The 15,678-nt window shown below is 64.8% G+C and carries 14 protein-coding genes and 1 pseudogene; 5 read left to right on the top strand and 10 right to left on the bottom strand.

All coding sequences use genetic code 11. The features are described from left to right. A partial coding sequence (locus WC585_RS14455; RefSeq protein WP_373258608.1) for an FTR1 family protein occupies positions 1–1,075 on the top strand: 1,075 nt, incomplete at its 5' end. Between the two features lie 114 nt (positions 1,076–1,189). Here WC585_RS14455 and WC585_RS14450 read toward each other — a convergent pair. From WC585_RS14450 to WC585_RS14430, 5 genes and pseudogenes are all read right to left on the bottom strand, one after another. Continuing rightward, complete coding sequence (locus tag WC585_RS14450) at positions 1,190–3,319, bottom strand: NAD(+) synthase (RefSeq protein WP_114816356.1); 2,130 nt, start codon at positions 3,317–3,319, stop codon at positions 1,190–1,192. 251 nt (positions 3,320–3,570) lie between these two features. Beyond that, positions 3,571–4,262: pseudogene (gene arsH / locus WC585_RS14445) on the bottom strand (arsenical resistance protein ArsH). Continuing rightward, on the bottom strand, positions 4,259–5,227 hold the full coding sequence (locus tag WC585_RS14440) for an arsenic resistance protein (RefSeq protein ID WP_114816357.1): 969 nt from the start codon (positions 5,225–5,227) through the stop codon (positions 4,259–4,261). The pseudogene arsH and the gene WC585_RS14440 overlap by 4 nt, the downstream one beginning before the upstream one ends. Before the next feature lie 318 nt (positions 5,228–5,545). Beyond that, positions 5,546–5,953 carry a nuclear transport factor 2 family protein gene (locus tag WC585_RS14435; protein WP_232216215.1) on the bottom strand — a complete coding sequence of 136 codons (408 nt, stop codon included), beginning with the start codon at positions 5,951–5,953 and terminating at the stop codon, positions 5,546–5,548. Between the two features lie 73 nt (positions 5,954–6,026). Beyond that, on the bottom strand, positions 6,027–6,266 hold the full coding sequence (locus WC585_RS14430; protein WP_083793413.1) for a helix-turn-helix transcriptional regulator: 240 nt from the start codon (positions 6,264–6,266) through the stop codon (positions 6,027–6,029). 211 nt (positions 6,267–6,477) lie between these two features. Between WC585_RS14430 and WC585_RS14425 the strand changes: the two genes are divergently transcribed. From WC585_RS14425 to WC585_RS14410, 4 genes are all read left to right on the top strand, one after another. Next, positions 6,478–7,482 (top strand): DUF4238 domain-containing protein, encoded by a 1,005-nt coding sequence (locus WC585_RS14425; RefSeq protein WP_373258607.1) that lies wholly within the window; start codon positions 6,478–6,480, stop codon positions 7,480–7,482. A gap of 282 nt (positions 7,483–7,764) precedes the next feature. Next, positions 7,765–7,962, top strand: a complete 198-nt coding sequence (locus WC585_RS14420; protein ID WP_278069320.1) for a hypothetical protein — start codon at positions 7,765–7,767, stop codon at positions 7,960–7,962. A 158-nt stretch (positions 7,963–8,120) separates the two neighbouring features. Then, entirely contained in the window at positions 8,121–9,338 is a 1,218-nt protein-coding gene (locus WC585_RS14415; protein WP_373258606.1) for a hypothetical protein, read from the top strand. Positions 9,339–9,551: 213 nt separating this feature from the next. Then, a complete protein-coding gene (locus WC585_RS14410) occupies positions 9,552–9,833 on the top strand; it encodes an AlpA family transcriptional regulator (protein WP_278069322.1) in 282 nt (93 codons plus the stop codon). Positions 9,834–10,091: 258 nt separating this feature from the next. Here WC585_RS14410 and WC585_RS14405 read toward each other — a convergent pair whose 3' ends face one another. From WC585_RS14405 to WC585_RS14385, 5 genes are all read right to left on the bottom strand, one after another. After that, positions 10,092–10,631: a hypothetical protein gene (locus WC585_RS14405; protein ID WP_278069323.1), complete on the bottom strand. Its 540-nt coding sequence runs from the start codon at positions 10,629–10,631 to the stop codon at positions 10,092–10,094. Positions 10,632–10,769: 138 nt separating this feature from the next. After that, positions 10,770–12,023, bottom strand: coding sequence for a tyrosine-type recombinase/integrase (locus tag WC585_RS14400; RefSeq protein ID WP_278069324.1), 1,254 nt, complete (start codon positions 12,021–12,023; stop codon positions 10,770–10,772). A gap of 290 nt (positions 12,024–12,313) precedes the next feature. Next, positions 12,314–13,867, bottom strand: a complete 1,554-nt coding sequence (gene guaA, locus WC585_RS14395; RefSeq protein ID WP_373258605.1) for a glutamine-hydrolyzing GMP synthase — start codon at positions 13,865–13,867, stop codon at positions 12,314–12,316. Beyond that, positions 13,867–15,267 (bottom strand): RsmB/NOP family class I SAM-dependent RNA methyltransferase, encoded by a 1,401-nt coding sequence (locus WC585_RS14390; protein WP_373258604.1) that lies wholly within the window; start codon positions 15,265–15,267, stop codon positions 13,867–13,869. The genes guaA and WC585_RS14390 overlap by 1 nt, the downstream gene beginning before the upstream one ends. Continuing rightward, positions 15,264–15,674, bottom strand: a complete 411-nt coding sequence (locus tag WC585_RS14385) for an MAPEG family protein (RefSeq protein WP_373258603.1) — start codon at positions 15,672–15,674, stop codon at positions 15,264–15,266. Before WC585_RS14385 ends, WC585_RS14390 begins: the two co-directional genes overlap by 4 nt. Positions 15,675–15,678: the final 4 nt, after the last annotated feature.

The following is a 15,678-nucleotide window of genomic DNA, read 5'->3' as shown; positions in this document are numbered from 1 at the left end:
GCGGACGCGCCTGGCGGAGAGCGAGGCCGCCTATCGACGGGGCGATCGCAAGGCCGCCACCGACGCGGCGCTGTCCGCCTACCTCGACGGCGTCGAGCCGATCGAGCCGGCCCTCGGCGCCCGGGACAGCGCCCTGCTGCGCCGGGTCGAGACCGCCATGACCGAGCTGCGCGTCTCTATCAGCCGGGGTGCGCCCGCCCAGGAGGTCGCCGGTCGGGTCGCTCGTGCGAACGCCCTGCTGGACACGGCCGAGCGGGCCCTCGCGCCCCAGGAGGCGGACAATCTCGCCAGCTTCCTCGGCGCCTTCACCATCCTGCTGCGCGAAGGCCTAGAGGCCCTGCTCATCGTGGTGGCGATGATCGCCTTCCTCAGGAAGGCCGAACGGCCCGAGGTGCTGCGCTACGTCCACGGCGGCTGGGTCGCCGCGCTGGTCGCCGGCGGGGCTACCTGGGCGGCCGCGACCTTCTTCATCTCCATCAGCGGCGCCAGCCGGGAACTGACCGAAGGGTTCGGTTCGCTTCTGGCCGCCGTCGTGCTCGTCTCGGTGGGCATCTGGATGCACGGTAAGTCGCACGCCGACGCCTGGCAGACCTATATCCGCGACAAGCTCTCCCATGCGCTGTCGAAACGGTCGGCCTGGTTCCTGTTCCTGCTGTCCTTCGTGGTGGTCTACCGGGAGGTGTTCGAGACCATCCTGTTCTATGCGGCGATCTGGAGCCAGGGCGGCCACCTCGGCATGCTGGCCGGCGCCCTCACGGCGGTGGTCATCCTGGCCGTGGTGGCATGGGCCCTGCTGGCCTACAGCAAGCGCCTGCCAATCGGCCGGTTCTTCTCCCTGAGCTCGATTCTCATGGCCATCCTGTCGGTTGTCCTCGTCGGGAAGGGGGTGGCGGCGCTGCAGGAGGCGGGGTGGCTCGACGTCCATCCGCTGGCCTGGATCCCCCGCATCGAAATCCTCGGCCTCTACCCGACGGTCGAAGGCGTCGCCGTTCAGCTGCTGACGATCGTCATCCTCGTGATCGGCTTCTCCCGGCTCCCGCCGCCGAAGAGCGCGCGGCCGGCGGAGAACGGCTAGGGCCGCCAGCCCTTCAGCTAATCTTCCGCCCCGCCGGGGGCCGGATGGGCAGGCGCCGGCTTCCGGTTCCTGAACCGCCCCTCCGACCCCGGAGTTCGCAGCCGGGCGACGGACTTATCGGACGATGGGTTTGCCTCCGACAGGCGACGCCTTGGGCTCTTTCGTTGGAATGTCGTCGCTTGCGGGATCAAGAACCTCCGGCACGTTGCGATGCAGCTCGTCGATCCAGACCTGGCCATGAGCGTCCGAAGGCATGCGCCAGTCGCCGCGCGGCGACAATGAACCGCCTGTTGTGACCTTGGGCCCGTTCGGCAGGGCCGAGCGCTTGAACTGATTGGCGAAAAAGCGCTGCAGGAACACCTCCAGCCAGCTGCGAATAGCCCCGATGGGGTAGGCCCGCTTTTGCTCGTCCGGAAAGCCCGGCGGCCAGTGCCCGGCGGCGGTGTCCCGCCAGGCGTGCAAGGCCAGGAAGGCGATCTTGGAGGGCCGCAGCCCGAACCGGGTGAGATAGTAGATCCAGAAGTCGTGGAGCTCGTAGGGGCCAATCTTGCCTTCGGTGCTCTGCGACTCCCCCTCGGCCGTCTGCGGGATGAGCTCCGGCGAAATGGTTGTCGCCAGAATGTCGAGCAGGACATCGGACACCGCGGGGTCGAACAGGCGGTTCGCCGCCGTCCAACGGACGAGGTGTTGAATGAGGGTCTTCGGGAGCGAGCCGTTCACGTTGTAGTGGCTCATCTGGTCGCCAACGCCGTAGGTGCACCAACCAAGCGCAAGCTCGGACATGTTGCCCGTGCCGAGCACCATGCCGTTCCGCTGGTTGGCGGCCCTGAACAGGAGGTCTGTCCGGAGCCCGGCCTGCACATTCTCGAACGTCGTGTCGTACACCGGTTCGCCCCTGGCGAACGGATGGCGCAAGTCCTGCAGCATCTGCTGGGCGAGCGGCTTGATGTCGATTTCCTCGACGGTCACGCCGAGCCCGTTCATCAAGGCGTAGGCGTTAGACTTGGTCCTCGCGCTCGTGCCGAAGCCGGGCATTGTGAACCCGAGAATGTCCGTGCGCGGACGGCCAAGCAGATCGAAGACCTTGGCCGCGACGATCAAGGCGTGAGCTGAATCCAGCCCTCCGGACACGCCGATGCAGATCTTGGCTGTCCCGGTCGCCTCAAGCCTCTTGGCCAGCCCGCTCACCTGAATGTTGAACGCCTCGTAGCAGTCCTGGTCGAGATGGGAGGGATCATCGGGCACAAAGGGAAAACGGTCGATGCATCGTTGCAGGCCGAGGTTGCGAACTGGCGGAACGAGATGGAAGGTCACCCGGCGAAAGCGCCGGTCGGGCATCCCGTTGGCGATCGCGGCTTCGTTAAACGTGCCGGTCCGCATACGTTCCAGCTGCAGCCGTTCGACGTCTATGTCCGCGACGGCCATCTGGGACTCCAGGCTGAAGCGCTCGGTCTCCGCGAGCTGCGCCCCCAGCTCGTAGATGCAGGCCTGTCCGTCCCAGGCCAGGTCGGTCGTCGATTCTCCATAGCCGGCGGCGGAGTAGATGTAGGCCGCCCAACAGCGGCCAGACTGCAGCTCGCAAAGTCTTCGCCGCGTGTCCGCCTTTCCCACCACGATATTGCTTGCCGACAGGTTCGTCAGAATCAGCGCGCCGGCGAGCGCGGCGAAGTCGCTGGGCGGCGCTGGCGCCCAGACATCCTCGCAAATTTCCACATGAAAGATCAGGCCATCGACGTCGTCGGCCTGGAACAGCAAATCCATTCCGAATGGAGCCGGTTCGCCTCCAATCGTAATTTCGCCGACCACATCCCGCCCGGAGGCGAACCATCGCTTTTCATAGAACTCGCGATAGTTGGGGAGGTGGCCCTTCGGCACCACGCCAAGGACTCGCCCCCGGTGGATAGCCACCGCGCAGTTGTAGAGTCGTCCCTCACGGCGGAGGGGCGCACCAACCAGTATGACCGGGAAGAGATCGCGACTTTCGGTTACGAGATTCACTAGTTGCCGCTCGACCTCGTCGAGCAACGCCCGCTGCAGCAACAGGTCGTCGATGGAATACCCCGACAGGCCGAGCTCTGGGAAAACCATCAGCGCGAGCCCGGCCTCGTTTCCCTCACGGGCGAGCCGTAGTGTCTGCTCCAGGTTGAACGCCGGATCCGCGATCCTGCAGACGGGACGGCACGCAGCCACCCTCACGAAGCCTTGCTGGTAAATCGACAGGAAATCGGCTGCGGTGCGGGGCACGTCCTGCTCCTATTCTGTTTCGGGACTACTTGTTCGGCCGGACGAGCGCCCGGCCCCTTGAATAGCGCGGCAGCGGCTTGGAGGTTCGTCAATGTGAGGACTTCAGGCGGAGCATAGTCTTTCGCCACTTCTGGCGCGTTACGGCCAGCACGAAGCCCGCCAAGCCACAATGCGGCGCAGCGCGGCCATCGGGCCAGGGCCCGTAGCAAGGTAGGCGAATGCGAGACGTCCTTGCGCGTTTCGGGGCAAGGTCAGGCCTGTCGCGCGATGGCGATCCCCGAGAGATTGGAGGCGGCGTCGACGGGTGTCCCGGCCGCCTTGCGCTCGGAATAGCGGTCCACCAGCCGGGCCGGGTGCGGACGGGTGAGGATGGTGAAGCGCACCAGTTCCTCCATCACATCGACGATCCGCTCATAGTCGGCCGAGGGCTCATCCGGCCGGCCTCGTCGAACTCCTGGAAAGCCTTGGCCACGCTCGACGGGTTGGGGATGGAGACCATCCGCATCCAGCGGCCAAGGAGGCGCAGGGTGTTCACCGCGTTGAAGCTCTGAGACCCGCCCGACACCTGCTTGACTGCGAGCGTCCGGCCTTGGGTCGGACGCATGCCGCCGAGGCTCAACGGCAGGTGATCGATCTGCAACTTCATCACGCCGGAGACCTGGCCGTGCCGTTCCGGACTGCACCAGACCATGCCCTCTGACCAGAAGGCATGCTCGCGCAGCTCGCGCACCGCCGTGCGGTCGTCATCGCCGGGCGCGCCCGGCAGGGGCAGGTCGGACGGGTCGAAGATACGGGTCTCGCACGCCATTCGCTGCAGCAGGCAAGCTGCGTCCTCGACGAGCCGTGAGTAGGACCGTTCGCGCAGCGATCCGTACAAGAGCAGGATCCGGGGCGTCTTCGTCGCGGCCGATCGAGCTTCAACCTTTCGCTGCGCCCTGTTCAGATTGACCGACGTCCCAGCCTCGGGATGCAGCGGATGTAGACCAACTCCGCCAAAAGCTCGATCAGGGTCTGGGTGACGATGATGGCCGGGACTAGGGGGATGGCGCCGGGCACGACGAGGGCCAGCGGCAGGACCACGAGCGAGTTGCGGGTTCCGGCGCTGAAGGCGACGGCGCGGCCGGCTTCCGGCGTCAGCCGTGCGAGCCGCGAGCCGGCCCATCCGATGAGTGGGGCCAGCACGGCGAAGGCGACATAGACCGGCACGACACTCAGGGTCCGGTCGAGGGTCTGTCCGAGTTGCGGCATGACCGCGGCGACGACGATGAAGAGCACCAAGGCCGTGGCCGGCACCGGCGCCAGGCCGAGACCAGACGAGACTCGCTCGCCCATTTTGCTGCGGGCCGCCCAGGGCTGGACCAGCGCCGCCAGAACGAACGGGATGGCGATCAGCCAGACGAAGGCGTGGATGAACGGACCTGGCTGCACATAGGCCGCCGCCTCGGCGCCGAGGAACAGACGCAGATAGATAGGCAAGAGCGCCATCTGGGCGATCAGCAGCACCGGTGTCGAGGCCAGGAGCAACCGGGCGTCCGCACGACCCAGATGAGCGAAGGTCACGACATAGTCGATGCAGGGACAAAGCAGCACCATCAGCACGCCGAGACGGATCAGGGGATCGGCCGGCAGGAACTGCACCAGGCCCAGGACCAGCAGAGGCACGGCGATGAAGTTCACGGCCAGCAAGGCGCCCACGAACCGCAATTCCTGAAGCGCCCGGCCGAGCGCCGCGACCGGCACCTGCAGGAAGGTGACGAACAGCATCAGAGCCAGCGCCGGATTGATCGCTGATTCCAGCACCGCCGTGCCCGGGATCAGCAACCCGATAGCCGCCGCGACGATCACGGCGGCGAAATAGATCCAGACCTGTCGGGCTTCGAGGCCCTCGCGAAGTTCAGACGTGTTCATCCCGGATCCTGACCTCGCACCGCCCCTCCTTACGGCCGCCGACGGACCAACCTGTCAAGCCTCGTCCTGCGGCCGCGCGGCTCAGAGCGCTAGCCCGATCTCACGGGCACCCGAGCGGCTTCCGCGCACGCCCGTAGGATCGAGCGCGCACCGCACTCAAGGTTTTGGCTTCGGTCCACACTCTCACTAAGATGGCTGTCGGCGGGCCTCGACCGGATAGCCTTTGATCTTGAGCCAGGGGACGCTCTGCGTCGGCGGCGATCACGGGTGAAGACGTCGAGCTTCACACAGAAGTTCCCGGCCCGCCCCCTCCCCTCCTCACCAACGGGCGACGCTGAGGCGACGCCAACGATCCTTCTCAGCCAGAGGCACCTCGGCCAGATCGGCGTGATCGCGCCACCGAGTGATCACACCCTTCTCAACCTCGAAAACGTTGATGGCGCGGACGTTCATGACGAGGCCACGGTTCGCGGCCAGCAGATAGAGGCTTTCGGCTATGACCAGCTCGCCCTGGGTGACGGACTTGAGGATGTGAAGTTCGAACAGCGAATAGCTTTGGAAGAGCCGACGCCAGAAGCCGAGAAGCGCGGTGCGTCCGACGAGTTCGCCCGCGATGTCGAACTGGGCCGCGACCTGCTCCGACAGATAGGATTCGAGGCGACGCACATCGCGTGATGCGATCTCCCCAGCGAAAGCTTGGACGACGTCTCCGGGCATAAGCGACATGATCACCGTTCAGGCGCGCAATCATGATCCGATTCTCAGCGGAAAACTCGCGTATCGCGTGTGACCAACGATGTCACTCCGGTTCGATAACCCCGGCCCCCACCGCGACCGCGACGGCCTCTATCCGGGTGCGCACGCGCAGCTTCGAGCACACCTTCTCAAGGTAGCTGTCGACCGTGCGCGGCGACAATCCGAGGATGGCGCCGATATCTCCCGAACTCTTGCCGCGACTGACCCACAACAGGCACTCCAGCTCTCGCGGGCTCAAGGCGAAAACTCGAGAGCCGACATTCGGTTGGAGGTTCGGAGCCATGATTTCACTCGCGATTGACCGGTGAAGGCTGAACGGACCAGCAGCCACGAGCAACACAGAGGAGTTGCGCATTCTCCGCAAGAAAGTTGCGGAGAATCGACGTCGGACCCGCTGCCCCTCAGGATCGAAGCCAGCGCCAGAGACTGATTGCTCCTGCTTTGGCGACCTCTTACACAGTCCGGCGTCGGGCGCCGTCAGATACGGGCGCAACTTGAGCCGGGGTCCGTCAGTGGCGGAGGCGGCGGTCTGCACCGGCGTAGCGGTGCAGTTCCTGCGCACGCCCAAGGTTCGGACGACGCTGGATCGCCTGCCGCGCCAGCTGGTCGAACGGCTCGTGGAGGCTGGCCTACCCGCGCTAGACGATCCGATGCCGAGCGAAGACGACATCCGCAAGATCACGCTCGACCTGATCGCCAATCGGGACGAGATCGTCGAGGGTCTGCTCACGAAAATCCCGATCCTCTACGAGCCTGCCGGCGGAGCGCGGTTCTGGACCTCGGATCATCCGATCGTGCGCGAGGGTTCGACGCCCGACGACCGGCGTGGCGTCAAGGACCTCGGTGTAGCCTTTTATGCGCCGATCTCCAGCGACCTGCTCCTCGGCCTCGTCTGTCCGAGCATCCTTGCCAAACTGACGGACGCTCCGATCGAACGTCTCGAGCTGTCGGCGAATCGCAAGGCCCGGCTCCTGGCCTTGCGGGACGGATTACTCTCGGGACGGCCGGTCCCGATCACCGATGACCAGGTTATGGACTTCAACCTGAAACAGGTCGGTGGCAGCGAGCGCTTCGTCTACGCCCATGAGGATGCTTTCGAGCCGGCGCGAACATGGCTGAAAGCGCACCCCGAGCAACGCGCCGGCGCCGCCCTGTTCTCGGTCGGTCGGATGGGCTCGGGTCCGCCGCGCCCCGAACAATTCAAGGAGGGGCAATGGCTGGTGCTGTATGGCCGGGACAACTGGGTGCAGCTGCCCATTGGGGGCTACGATCCGCAACGCTCCCTTCGACAGGCTTGGACCGATCAGCCGGCGCTGCTCCGCTCCGCGATGCGCCACGCGCCTTTCGCCGAGGCGCAGATCTACTATCCGGAAGGGTCCGAAATGATCCGAGACATTAATGTCGTCATTCTCGAACGGGGGCCTAGGACACGGTTCAAACTCGTTCCGTCCGACCCCGGCATGGCTCAACTCGACGCCATGCTGCGCCGAGGCGGATAGCCCAAGGACGCGACCGGCGACTCGACCGGGCGCCACGGCGATCGCAGGGAAGCGCGGTTTGTGTGCCGAACGCTCATATGGTGCGCGAGCGTTATGAGTTTCCGGCAAGCGGCGATGATGACGCCTTTCCGCAACCCGTCCTCACGTCGGCCGCTGGCGATGGACCTAGCGATAGCCAGACACCGCTCTTTCTCGCTCTGTTGCTGACCCACCTGGACCTAGCCGCCGCCGCGAAACGCCAAACCTCCGCCTTGTTCAGCCCTGTTGTGCAGCAGCTTGAGAATGTTCCGCTCGGGAGTGATCTATGACGACTGGCGGCCGTCGATGGTCAACAGCGACCTCTCCGTGGTCCTGCGGCCGCAGGGCTGCTCCCAGTATGTCAAAAACGTCCACGCGTTCCGCGCGGGAGAGATCGACGAACCCGCGATCGAGCATGGTCTTGGTCCGGAGGAGGCCGAGCCCGCGCAGGTCAAACCTTAGCGGCCGGTCCGGCGGCGCAGCCGCTTCACCTTGGCCCGCGCGAGGGCGGAGCCCTTAGCGCTTCAGGGGCATCGTCGTATTTCGATGGAGCGTGGGAAGACTGCGACCCGACATTCGGCGCGCTTGCCGACCTTCCGACGTTGAGCCATTCGGACTTTATGACCGACGTCGCCCAGCCCGAACCTGCTCCTCACCCCGACCCCTTCTTCGAGAAGATCCCCGATGGACTCTGGAACGCCTGTATCGGCGTGCAGGGCAGCGAGGAGGCCTATGTCGACGGCTACATTGAGGCTGCGCGCGAACTCGTTGTGGCCGTCATCGACAAGAAGATGTTCGGCAGTCGAGACTCTCTCGCCATGCCGATCCTGTACAACTGCCGACATGCGATCGAACTGTCCCTGAAGTTCGCGATAAACCGGCTGCATGACGCCGGAATGGTCGCCGAGCGTCACAAGCCGGACCACGATATCCGCTCCCAGTGGAAGCATCTTAGGGACGCCAAGGTCGGAGACGCACGGATCGTGGATCTTGTGGCTCAGCTCGAGCCCTATGTGGCGAGCCTGTCGGCCGTGGACGACGACGGACAGGAACTGCGTTACGCCAGCAACCGTGCCGGCGTAAAAAGCCTGGGCGGCTTTGCGGTCGTCAATCTCCCGCATATCAGGACCAGTATCGAGACGTTGGAAGCGATATTGGGTCAGATGAAGATCCGCGTGCTGGAGCTCGAGCAGGAGCGCCTGACCGGCGCACACACCGGCGAGTGTTCACGAGAGGATCTCAAGCGGGTCGCGGCGATGGTGGGGCCCCATTCCGGGTGGGGCGACGCCGAATTTTCCGACCGCAAGGCAAAGGTCATGGAGAGCTTTGGTCTCGGGAGTCGGAAGTTCAGCCAAGCGTTGACGACCATTCGAAACTCGCGTCCGCTGGCGACGCTCGTCGGGATTGAGACCTCCCTGAAGCACCTCAGTGACGACAAGGCGGTCGCAGCGCTTTCGGCTTGGGCAGAGGCTCACCCTGTCAAGGACCGAACAGCGGATCTCGGATCGTCATTCTTCCCTCGGGACCCGGAGGCTATCGCCACGCATCAGCAAAGGCGTCAGAGCCTGAATGCCGCGATGACCGCTCTTCTGACATCGGAGGAACTCGCCGATCTTGAGACGGTGTATTACCTGGGGCGCAACCGCGAAGACGGCGAACACTACGACGCCAATCTCGAGCAAACCCAGCGCACGTACGGCGTCTCTGGGAGACCCATGGGGCGTCTGGACGACGTTTTCAGCAAGACCAACCTTCTGGACGCCTTCGTCGACGGCGCAGCGGCGGCAGGCCGGCCCAGTCTCGCTCAGAAGGTCCGTGCGATCAGGCCGGGCAGGTAGCCCCCCGTCAGGTTCCGATTGCCGCCGTCACATCGACGATTTGGCGGCTCAACCTCGACCGACGGCGTGCGGTGCGGCCTAGTCTACGGCGGTCGGCGATAAAGTATCCGGGCGGGTTCGTCCCGCAAACGTCACATCGCATCCTGTCGGGTTTCGCCTTCGTTGCGTTTCGGTTTGATTCTATCGGACTGGACAGCCGATGGAGATCGAAAGATGGCCCGCTCAGATTCCCTGCCGCGAACGATCAAGAAGCCGGAACTGCGCCAGATGGTGCCGCTTGCAGACAGCACCATCTGGGAGATGGAGCAGCGCGGAGAGTTTCCCAAACGCTTCCGGCTGACTCCGCGATGCGTGGTCTGGGATCTGTCGGAGGTCCAGACCTGGCTGGAGAAGCGCCGCCGCGCCCCCGTCACGCCGGCCAAGGCTCCGGATGTGCGACTGCGCCGATCACGCCCCGTCCACGACGGGGCGGGCGCCTCCCGACCGCACCTCTAAGCTGCGCTTCGCTTCAGAAAGCGGCGAGCGGGTCATGAGATGCTTCATTCGGGGATGGCGGAGCCACGGACGACGGGACAGGGCTTCCAGGGCCGATAATTGATTTCTTCACTCCCTGGAGCTATATGTCGTCCCGAGGCCAGATCGGTTGAAACAGCCTCACCCGCCTCTTCGGAGGTCCACGCGTGAGCGAGATAGGGATTTCGATCCCGGAAGCGGCTACCGAGTGACTTCTGATAAGGGCGCCTCCGGGCGCCCTTATCTTTTCCGGTGAAACTTCAGCTTCTCGCCCTTTAGCGTCTTGTCGATCAGGACGGCGAAGCGAACCTTGCTCATGTGGGCGATGGCGAGCGCCTGGGCCGGCTCAGGGCTGTAGGCGCTTTCCACGAAGAGCTTGAGATCGACGCCGGCATCGGCGCCGCGCTTGACACGGAAGAAGACCCTGTAGTCCCCTGCTCCGCCGTCGTTGCGCACGCCGATACGCAGGAAGTTCGCCTCCGGGGTCTGATAGACATGCGCGGTCGGCAGACCTTTCAGGATGTGCGGCAGCGCCTGCGACAGCCCGTAGCGGATGGGACAGAAGACGCGCCGCCTCGGGCCGTCCCAGACCGTCACAGCATTGTCGTCGTGCTCAGCGGCGTCGAAGGTTTCGCTGAAGCAGTGGTTGCTGAACCGGACATCGATCTTCACTCCGTTCGGACGCGACTGGGTGGCCATCTCCAGCACGAAGGGCTCGAGATGGTCGAACACGAGCGTCTGCCCCGCGACCTCCAGCGGCGGAAAGTACGGCCCGGCCATAGCCTACAATCCAAGCAGGTGCGGCGACCGCTTCCGCAGTCCCGGCCGCTCGGCCGCGCGCTCGGTGACGGCAGCCTTATCCCGCGCGTCGATCATGTCCTTGTCCCTGCTTTTTCTGTTGGCATCCCCCGATGCATCTCAAAATTTCGGATCAAAACGCGGTGCGCTGACCTCTGACACGGTCAGAACTGGGGTGTAGGCATGGCCCGCTTCCCAAGCGTCTACGGCGTTAGACCATTCCTGAGCCATGTGCCGACGCTGGGTCTCGAACTCCGCCTTGTTGTAGACGCCGCGCGAGGATCGCTCTTCGTGAGCCAGCCCTTTCTCGATCCAGTCCGAGTTGAAGCCCATCTCGTGCAGCAGGGTCGAGGCCGTCCGCCGCAGGTCGTGGACGGTGAAGGGTTCGAGCGGGAGATCACCCTTTCCGGCCTTCTCAGCGATCGCACTGGTGACGCGGTTGAAGGTCGCCCGCGACATCGGCGCATCGGCATCGTAGCGCGACGGCAGGATGTATTTCGAGTTGCCGGCGCAGGTCTTCAGGGCGACCAGGATGTCAAGCATCTGGGTGGAGAGATAGACGTTGTGAGGACGCGAGCGTTTCATGCGTGCGGCGGGGATCGACCAGACCGCATTCCCGAAATCCACCTCGGTCCATACCCCGTCCTGAAGTTCGCTCTTTCGAACCATGCTGAGCAGGATGAACTTCAAGCCGAGCCTGATGGTCGGCAGTGTCGCCACCTCACCCAAGAGCATAAGCATGATCCGGATTTCGGCGGGGGTGAGCGATCGGTCGCGCGGTCGGAAGGTCGCTATGGACGCCGGGCCCACGTCATCCGCAGGGTTGTCGATCTTCTCGCCGTGGAGGATCGCCCAGCCGTAGATCTGCTTGACGATATCCCGGACGTGGATCGCTGTCGCGGGCGCCCCGCGGTCCACGATCGCCTTGCAGTGCGCCCGCAGGTCGTCGGGGGTGATCTCGCTCAGCAGGCGGTTCTTCCACTTCGGAAGGATGTCGCGATTGAAAATCGCCCGGCGCATGTCGCGGGTGCTGTCCGCCATCGGCGCGCGGTCCATCCAACCCTGGGCGACCTGTGCGAAATCGCGAGCCTCCTTGAGGCGACGTTTGGCGCGCTGCTTTTCAACGGCGGGGGATACCCCGTCGGCGATCGCCTTCTTCACCTCGATCAGCCGCTCGCGGGCCTGCGCCAGCGTCAGCCCGGCCCGGCCATAACGGCCAAGCGTCACAGTCTCCCGACGGCCGTTGAACCGATAGTCGTAGCGGAATGAGACTGCGCCGCCCGTCGAGACGTAGACATACATGCCGTCCCTGTCGGTACTCTTGTAAGCTCTTGCTTTTGGACGCAAATTCTTCAGTGCGGTGTCGGTTAGCACGGTATAATCGCCTTCGGCTGTCGGCCCTCGAAATCGACCGCGCCATCAAGAACTTTCTCTCAAATCTTCAATGACTTGCCGAGAAATAATACCGTCAGGGCGTGGCCGGCTGTCAGGACGGTATGAGCCCGAGTCCGCCAGATCAATGCAGCGGCATACCGTCGGCCAGTCCGACAAAACGAAGAAAGACCCTCCGAATGGCTTCAAAGGGTCTCGACAGAATTCAAAATGTTGTCAGCCGCTTAGTGGACGTTTCGGAAGCGATGCCGAATGCTGCCGAAAGGTCCGAACTATTCCCACTCGATGGTGCCGGGCGGCTTTGAGGTCACGTCGTAGACGACGCGGTTCACGCCCCTGACTTCATTGACGATTCTCGTCGCGCACTTGCCCAGAACGTCCCAGGGAAACTCGAAGAAGTCCGCCGTCATGCCGTCGGTCGACGTCACGGCCCGGAGCGCCAGCACCTTTTCATAGGTCCGCGCGTCACCCATCACGCCCACCGTCTTGACCGGCAGCAGGACGGCAAAGGCCTGCCAGATCTTGTCGTAAAGGCCGGCCTTGCGGATTTCGTCCAGATAGATGGCGTCGGCCTGTTGCAGGGTCTCGACCGCGTCCGGCGTGATCTCGCCGGGGATGCGGATGGCCAGCCCCGGCCCCGGGAACGGATGACGCCCCACGAACGCGTCGCTCAGGCCTAGTTCGCGGCCCAAGGCACGGACCTCGTCCTTGAACAGTTCACGCAGCGGCTCGACCAGTTTCAGCTTCATATAGTCGGGCAGGCCACCGACATTGTGGTGGCTCTTGATGACATGGGCCTTGCCGGACGAGGAGGAAACGCTCTCGATCACGTCGGGATACAGCGTCCCCTGAGCCAGGAATTCGGCACCCTCGATCTTGCCGGCCTCGCGGTCGAAGATCTCGATGAAGACGCGGCCGATGATCTTGCGCTTGGTCTCCGGGTCCGACTGGCCGGCCAGCGCGCCGAGAAATTCCTTCGAGGCATCAACGTGTATGAGCGGGATGTTGTAGTGCTCGCGGAAGAGCGTCGTGACCTGCGTTGCCTCGTCCTTGCGCAGCAGGCCGGTGTCCACGAAGACGCAGGTCAGCTGGTCGCCGATCGCCTCATGGATCAGCACGGCCGCAACCGACGAATCGACGCCGCCCGACAGGCCGCAGATCACCTTGGCGTCACCGACCTGTTCGCGGATCTGGGCGATCTTCTCGTCGCGATAGGCGGCCATGGTCCAGTCGCCCTTCAGCCCGGCGATGCCGTGGGTGAAGTTCTTCAGCATCTGGTGACCGCGCGGGGTGTGCATCACCTCCGGATGGAACTGGACCCCATAGAAGCGGCGCGCCTCGTCGGCGATCACGGCATAGGGCGAACCTTCGGAGGTGGCGACCACGTCGAAACCCTCGGGGATAGCCACGATCTTGTCCCCGTGACTCATCCAGACTGTCTCGTCCTCGCCGACAGGAGCCAAGTCGGCCAACAGGGGCGATGATTTCTGGACGGTGATCTCGGCGCGACCGAACTCGCGTGTGTGGCCGCCCTCGACCTTACCGCCCAGTTGCTCGCACATGGTCATCTCGCCGTAGCAGATGCCCAGCACCGGGACACCGGCCTCGAAGACGCCTTGCGGCGCGCGCGGGCTGCCCTCTTCGTGCACACTTTCGGGACCGCCGGACAGGATGATGGCGGCGGGCTTCATGGCAGCCAGCGCCGCCTCGGCCTTCTGGAAAGGATGGATTTCGCAGTAGACGCTGGCTTCGCGCAGGCGCCGCGCGATCAGCTGCGTCACCTGGCTGCCGAAATCGACGATCAGGACTTTCTGGTGGTCGGTCATCAGGTCCTCTCGTAGAGCGCGATGAAGAAGCCGTCGGTGCCGGTGGAGGCGGGCGACAGGCGCAGGGTGTGGCCGTTCGCGGCCGTTGCCAGCGTGGCCCGGGCGGCGTCGGTCAGGGTGGGTGTGGCGACCAGATCGGCGACGGCCACCGGACGGAAGCTTTGGTGCGCTGCCTCGAAGGCCTCCGCCGTCGCTTCATTCTCGGCCCGCAGGACCGAACAGGTGACATAGGCCAGACGCCCACCGCGCTTCACCAGCTGTGCCGTCTGGGTCAGGATACGCAGTTGCAGGGCATGAAGTCGCTCGACCTCATCTGCCTTCAGCCGCCAGGCCTCCTCGGGGTGACGACGCCAGGCTCCGGAGCCGGTGCAGGGCGCATCAACGAAGACCAGATCGGCCTTGCCGTTGAACTCCTCCACCCCGCCGCCATTCTGACCGATCAGGCGCAGGTCGGCGGCGACCCCGGCACGGGCCAGGCGCGGCTGGATGTTGTCAAGCCGCTTCTGCACGACGTCGCAGGCGATCAGCCGGACGCCGGACGCTGGCTTGGGCGCGGACACCGCTTCAGCATCGCCCGTCGGAGACCAGCCCGAAGGCTTGGGCGCGGGGGTCGGGCCAGATGATGCGACGGGCAATGCCAGCATGGCCAGGGCCAGGGTCTTGCCGCCACCGCCTGCGCAGTAGTCGACCACGACGCTGTCCGGAGTCAGGGACAGACCGGCACCGGCCAGCCAGGTCACCAATTGGCTCCCCTCGTCCTGAATCTCGACACGACCGCCGTTGAAGGCCTCAAGCGCCTGGACGTTCGGGGCCGGTTCGGATGGCAGGCGCAGGCCCACGGCCGACCAGGGCGTGGCCTCTGGCTTCAGACCGGCCGCCGTCAGTTCGGCTTTCGCCGCCTGCACCGTCGTCCGCGCCGTATTGACCCGCAGATCGACCGGGGCCCGCGCCATCAGGCCTTGCGCCTGCGTCGTCCAGTCGTCGCCGAAGGTCGCCTTCAGGTCCTCGATCACGAAGGCGGGCAGACCCGCGATGGCAGCATCGACGTCATCACCCTCCCCGGCCTCGATCCGCGCGCGTTCCTGTTTGGACAGCGGACGCGGGCCGTAGCCATCGCCGGAGTGCAGTGTCTCGATTTCTTCCAGCGACAGCTGATCGAGAAAAGCCAGCGAGCCGATCACCAGGGCGCGCCCATCCTCGCGTCCGCCCATGGCGCGGACCAGACGACCGCGCGAGCGCAGCACCAGATAGACCCGCTCGGCGATGGCGCGGCGGTCCTTGGACCCGGCATAGCGGTTGGCCGTGCCCCAGGCCTTGATGACGACATCGGCGGGCGCGCGCCCTTGTGTGATGCTGTCCAGAATGGAGGCGGCGGCGACGAGGCGGGCAGCTGGGGTCAAGACGATCCGATCAAGGTCAACAGAGGAGCCGCGATCACCATCAACAGCCCGACCAGCGAGACCATGAAGACAACCGTGCGAACATAGGGCACGCCGAAAGCATACAGAGGCACATAGACGACGCGGGCCCAGAAATAGAGGGCCGCGCCCCACAAGGTCAGACCGTCCTGAACCCCGATGACGTGCGCGACCAGGACCGCGCCGATAAACAGCGGCAGGGTCTCGTAGAGATTGGCCTGGGCCCGCTCCAGACGCCCTGTGACCGGCGAGACCGCTGGCATGTCGCCGTCGCGGGCCCCGGCATTCCACTTGGCACCATACTGGGCCGTGCGACCGGCGGCAGGCAGGAAGATCTGCACCACCGCCAGGATCAGGGTCGCCGACAGATAGATCAGTTCGGTCGTCATGAAC

Source organism: Brevundimonas sp., assembly GCF_041648055.1.
In the GTDB taxonomy this organism is placed as follows: Bacteria; Pseudomonadota; Alphaproteobacteria; order Caulobacterales; family Caulobacteraceae; genus Brevundimonas.
The sequence above is the reverse complement of the archived record's forward strand: the minus strand, read 5'-3'. Positions and strand labels throughout refer to the sequence as shown.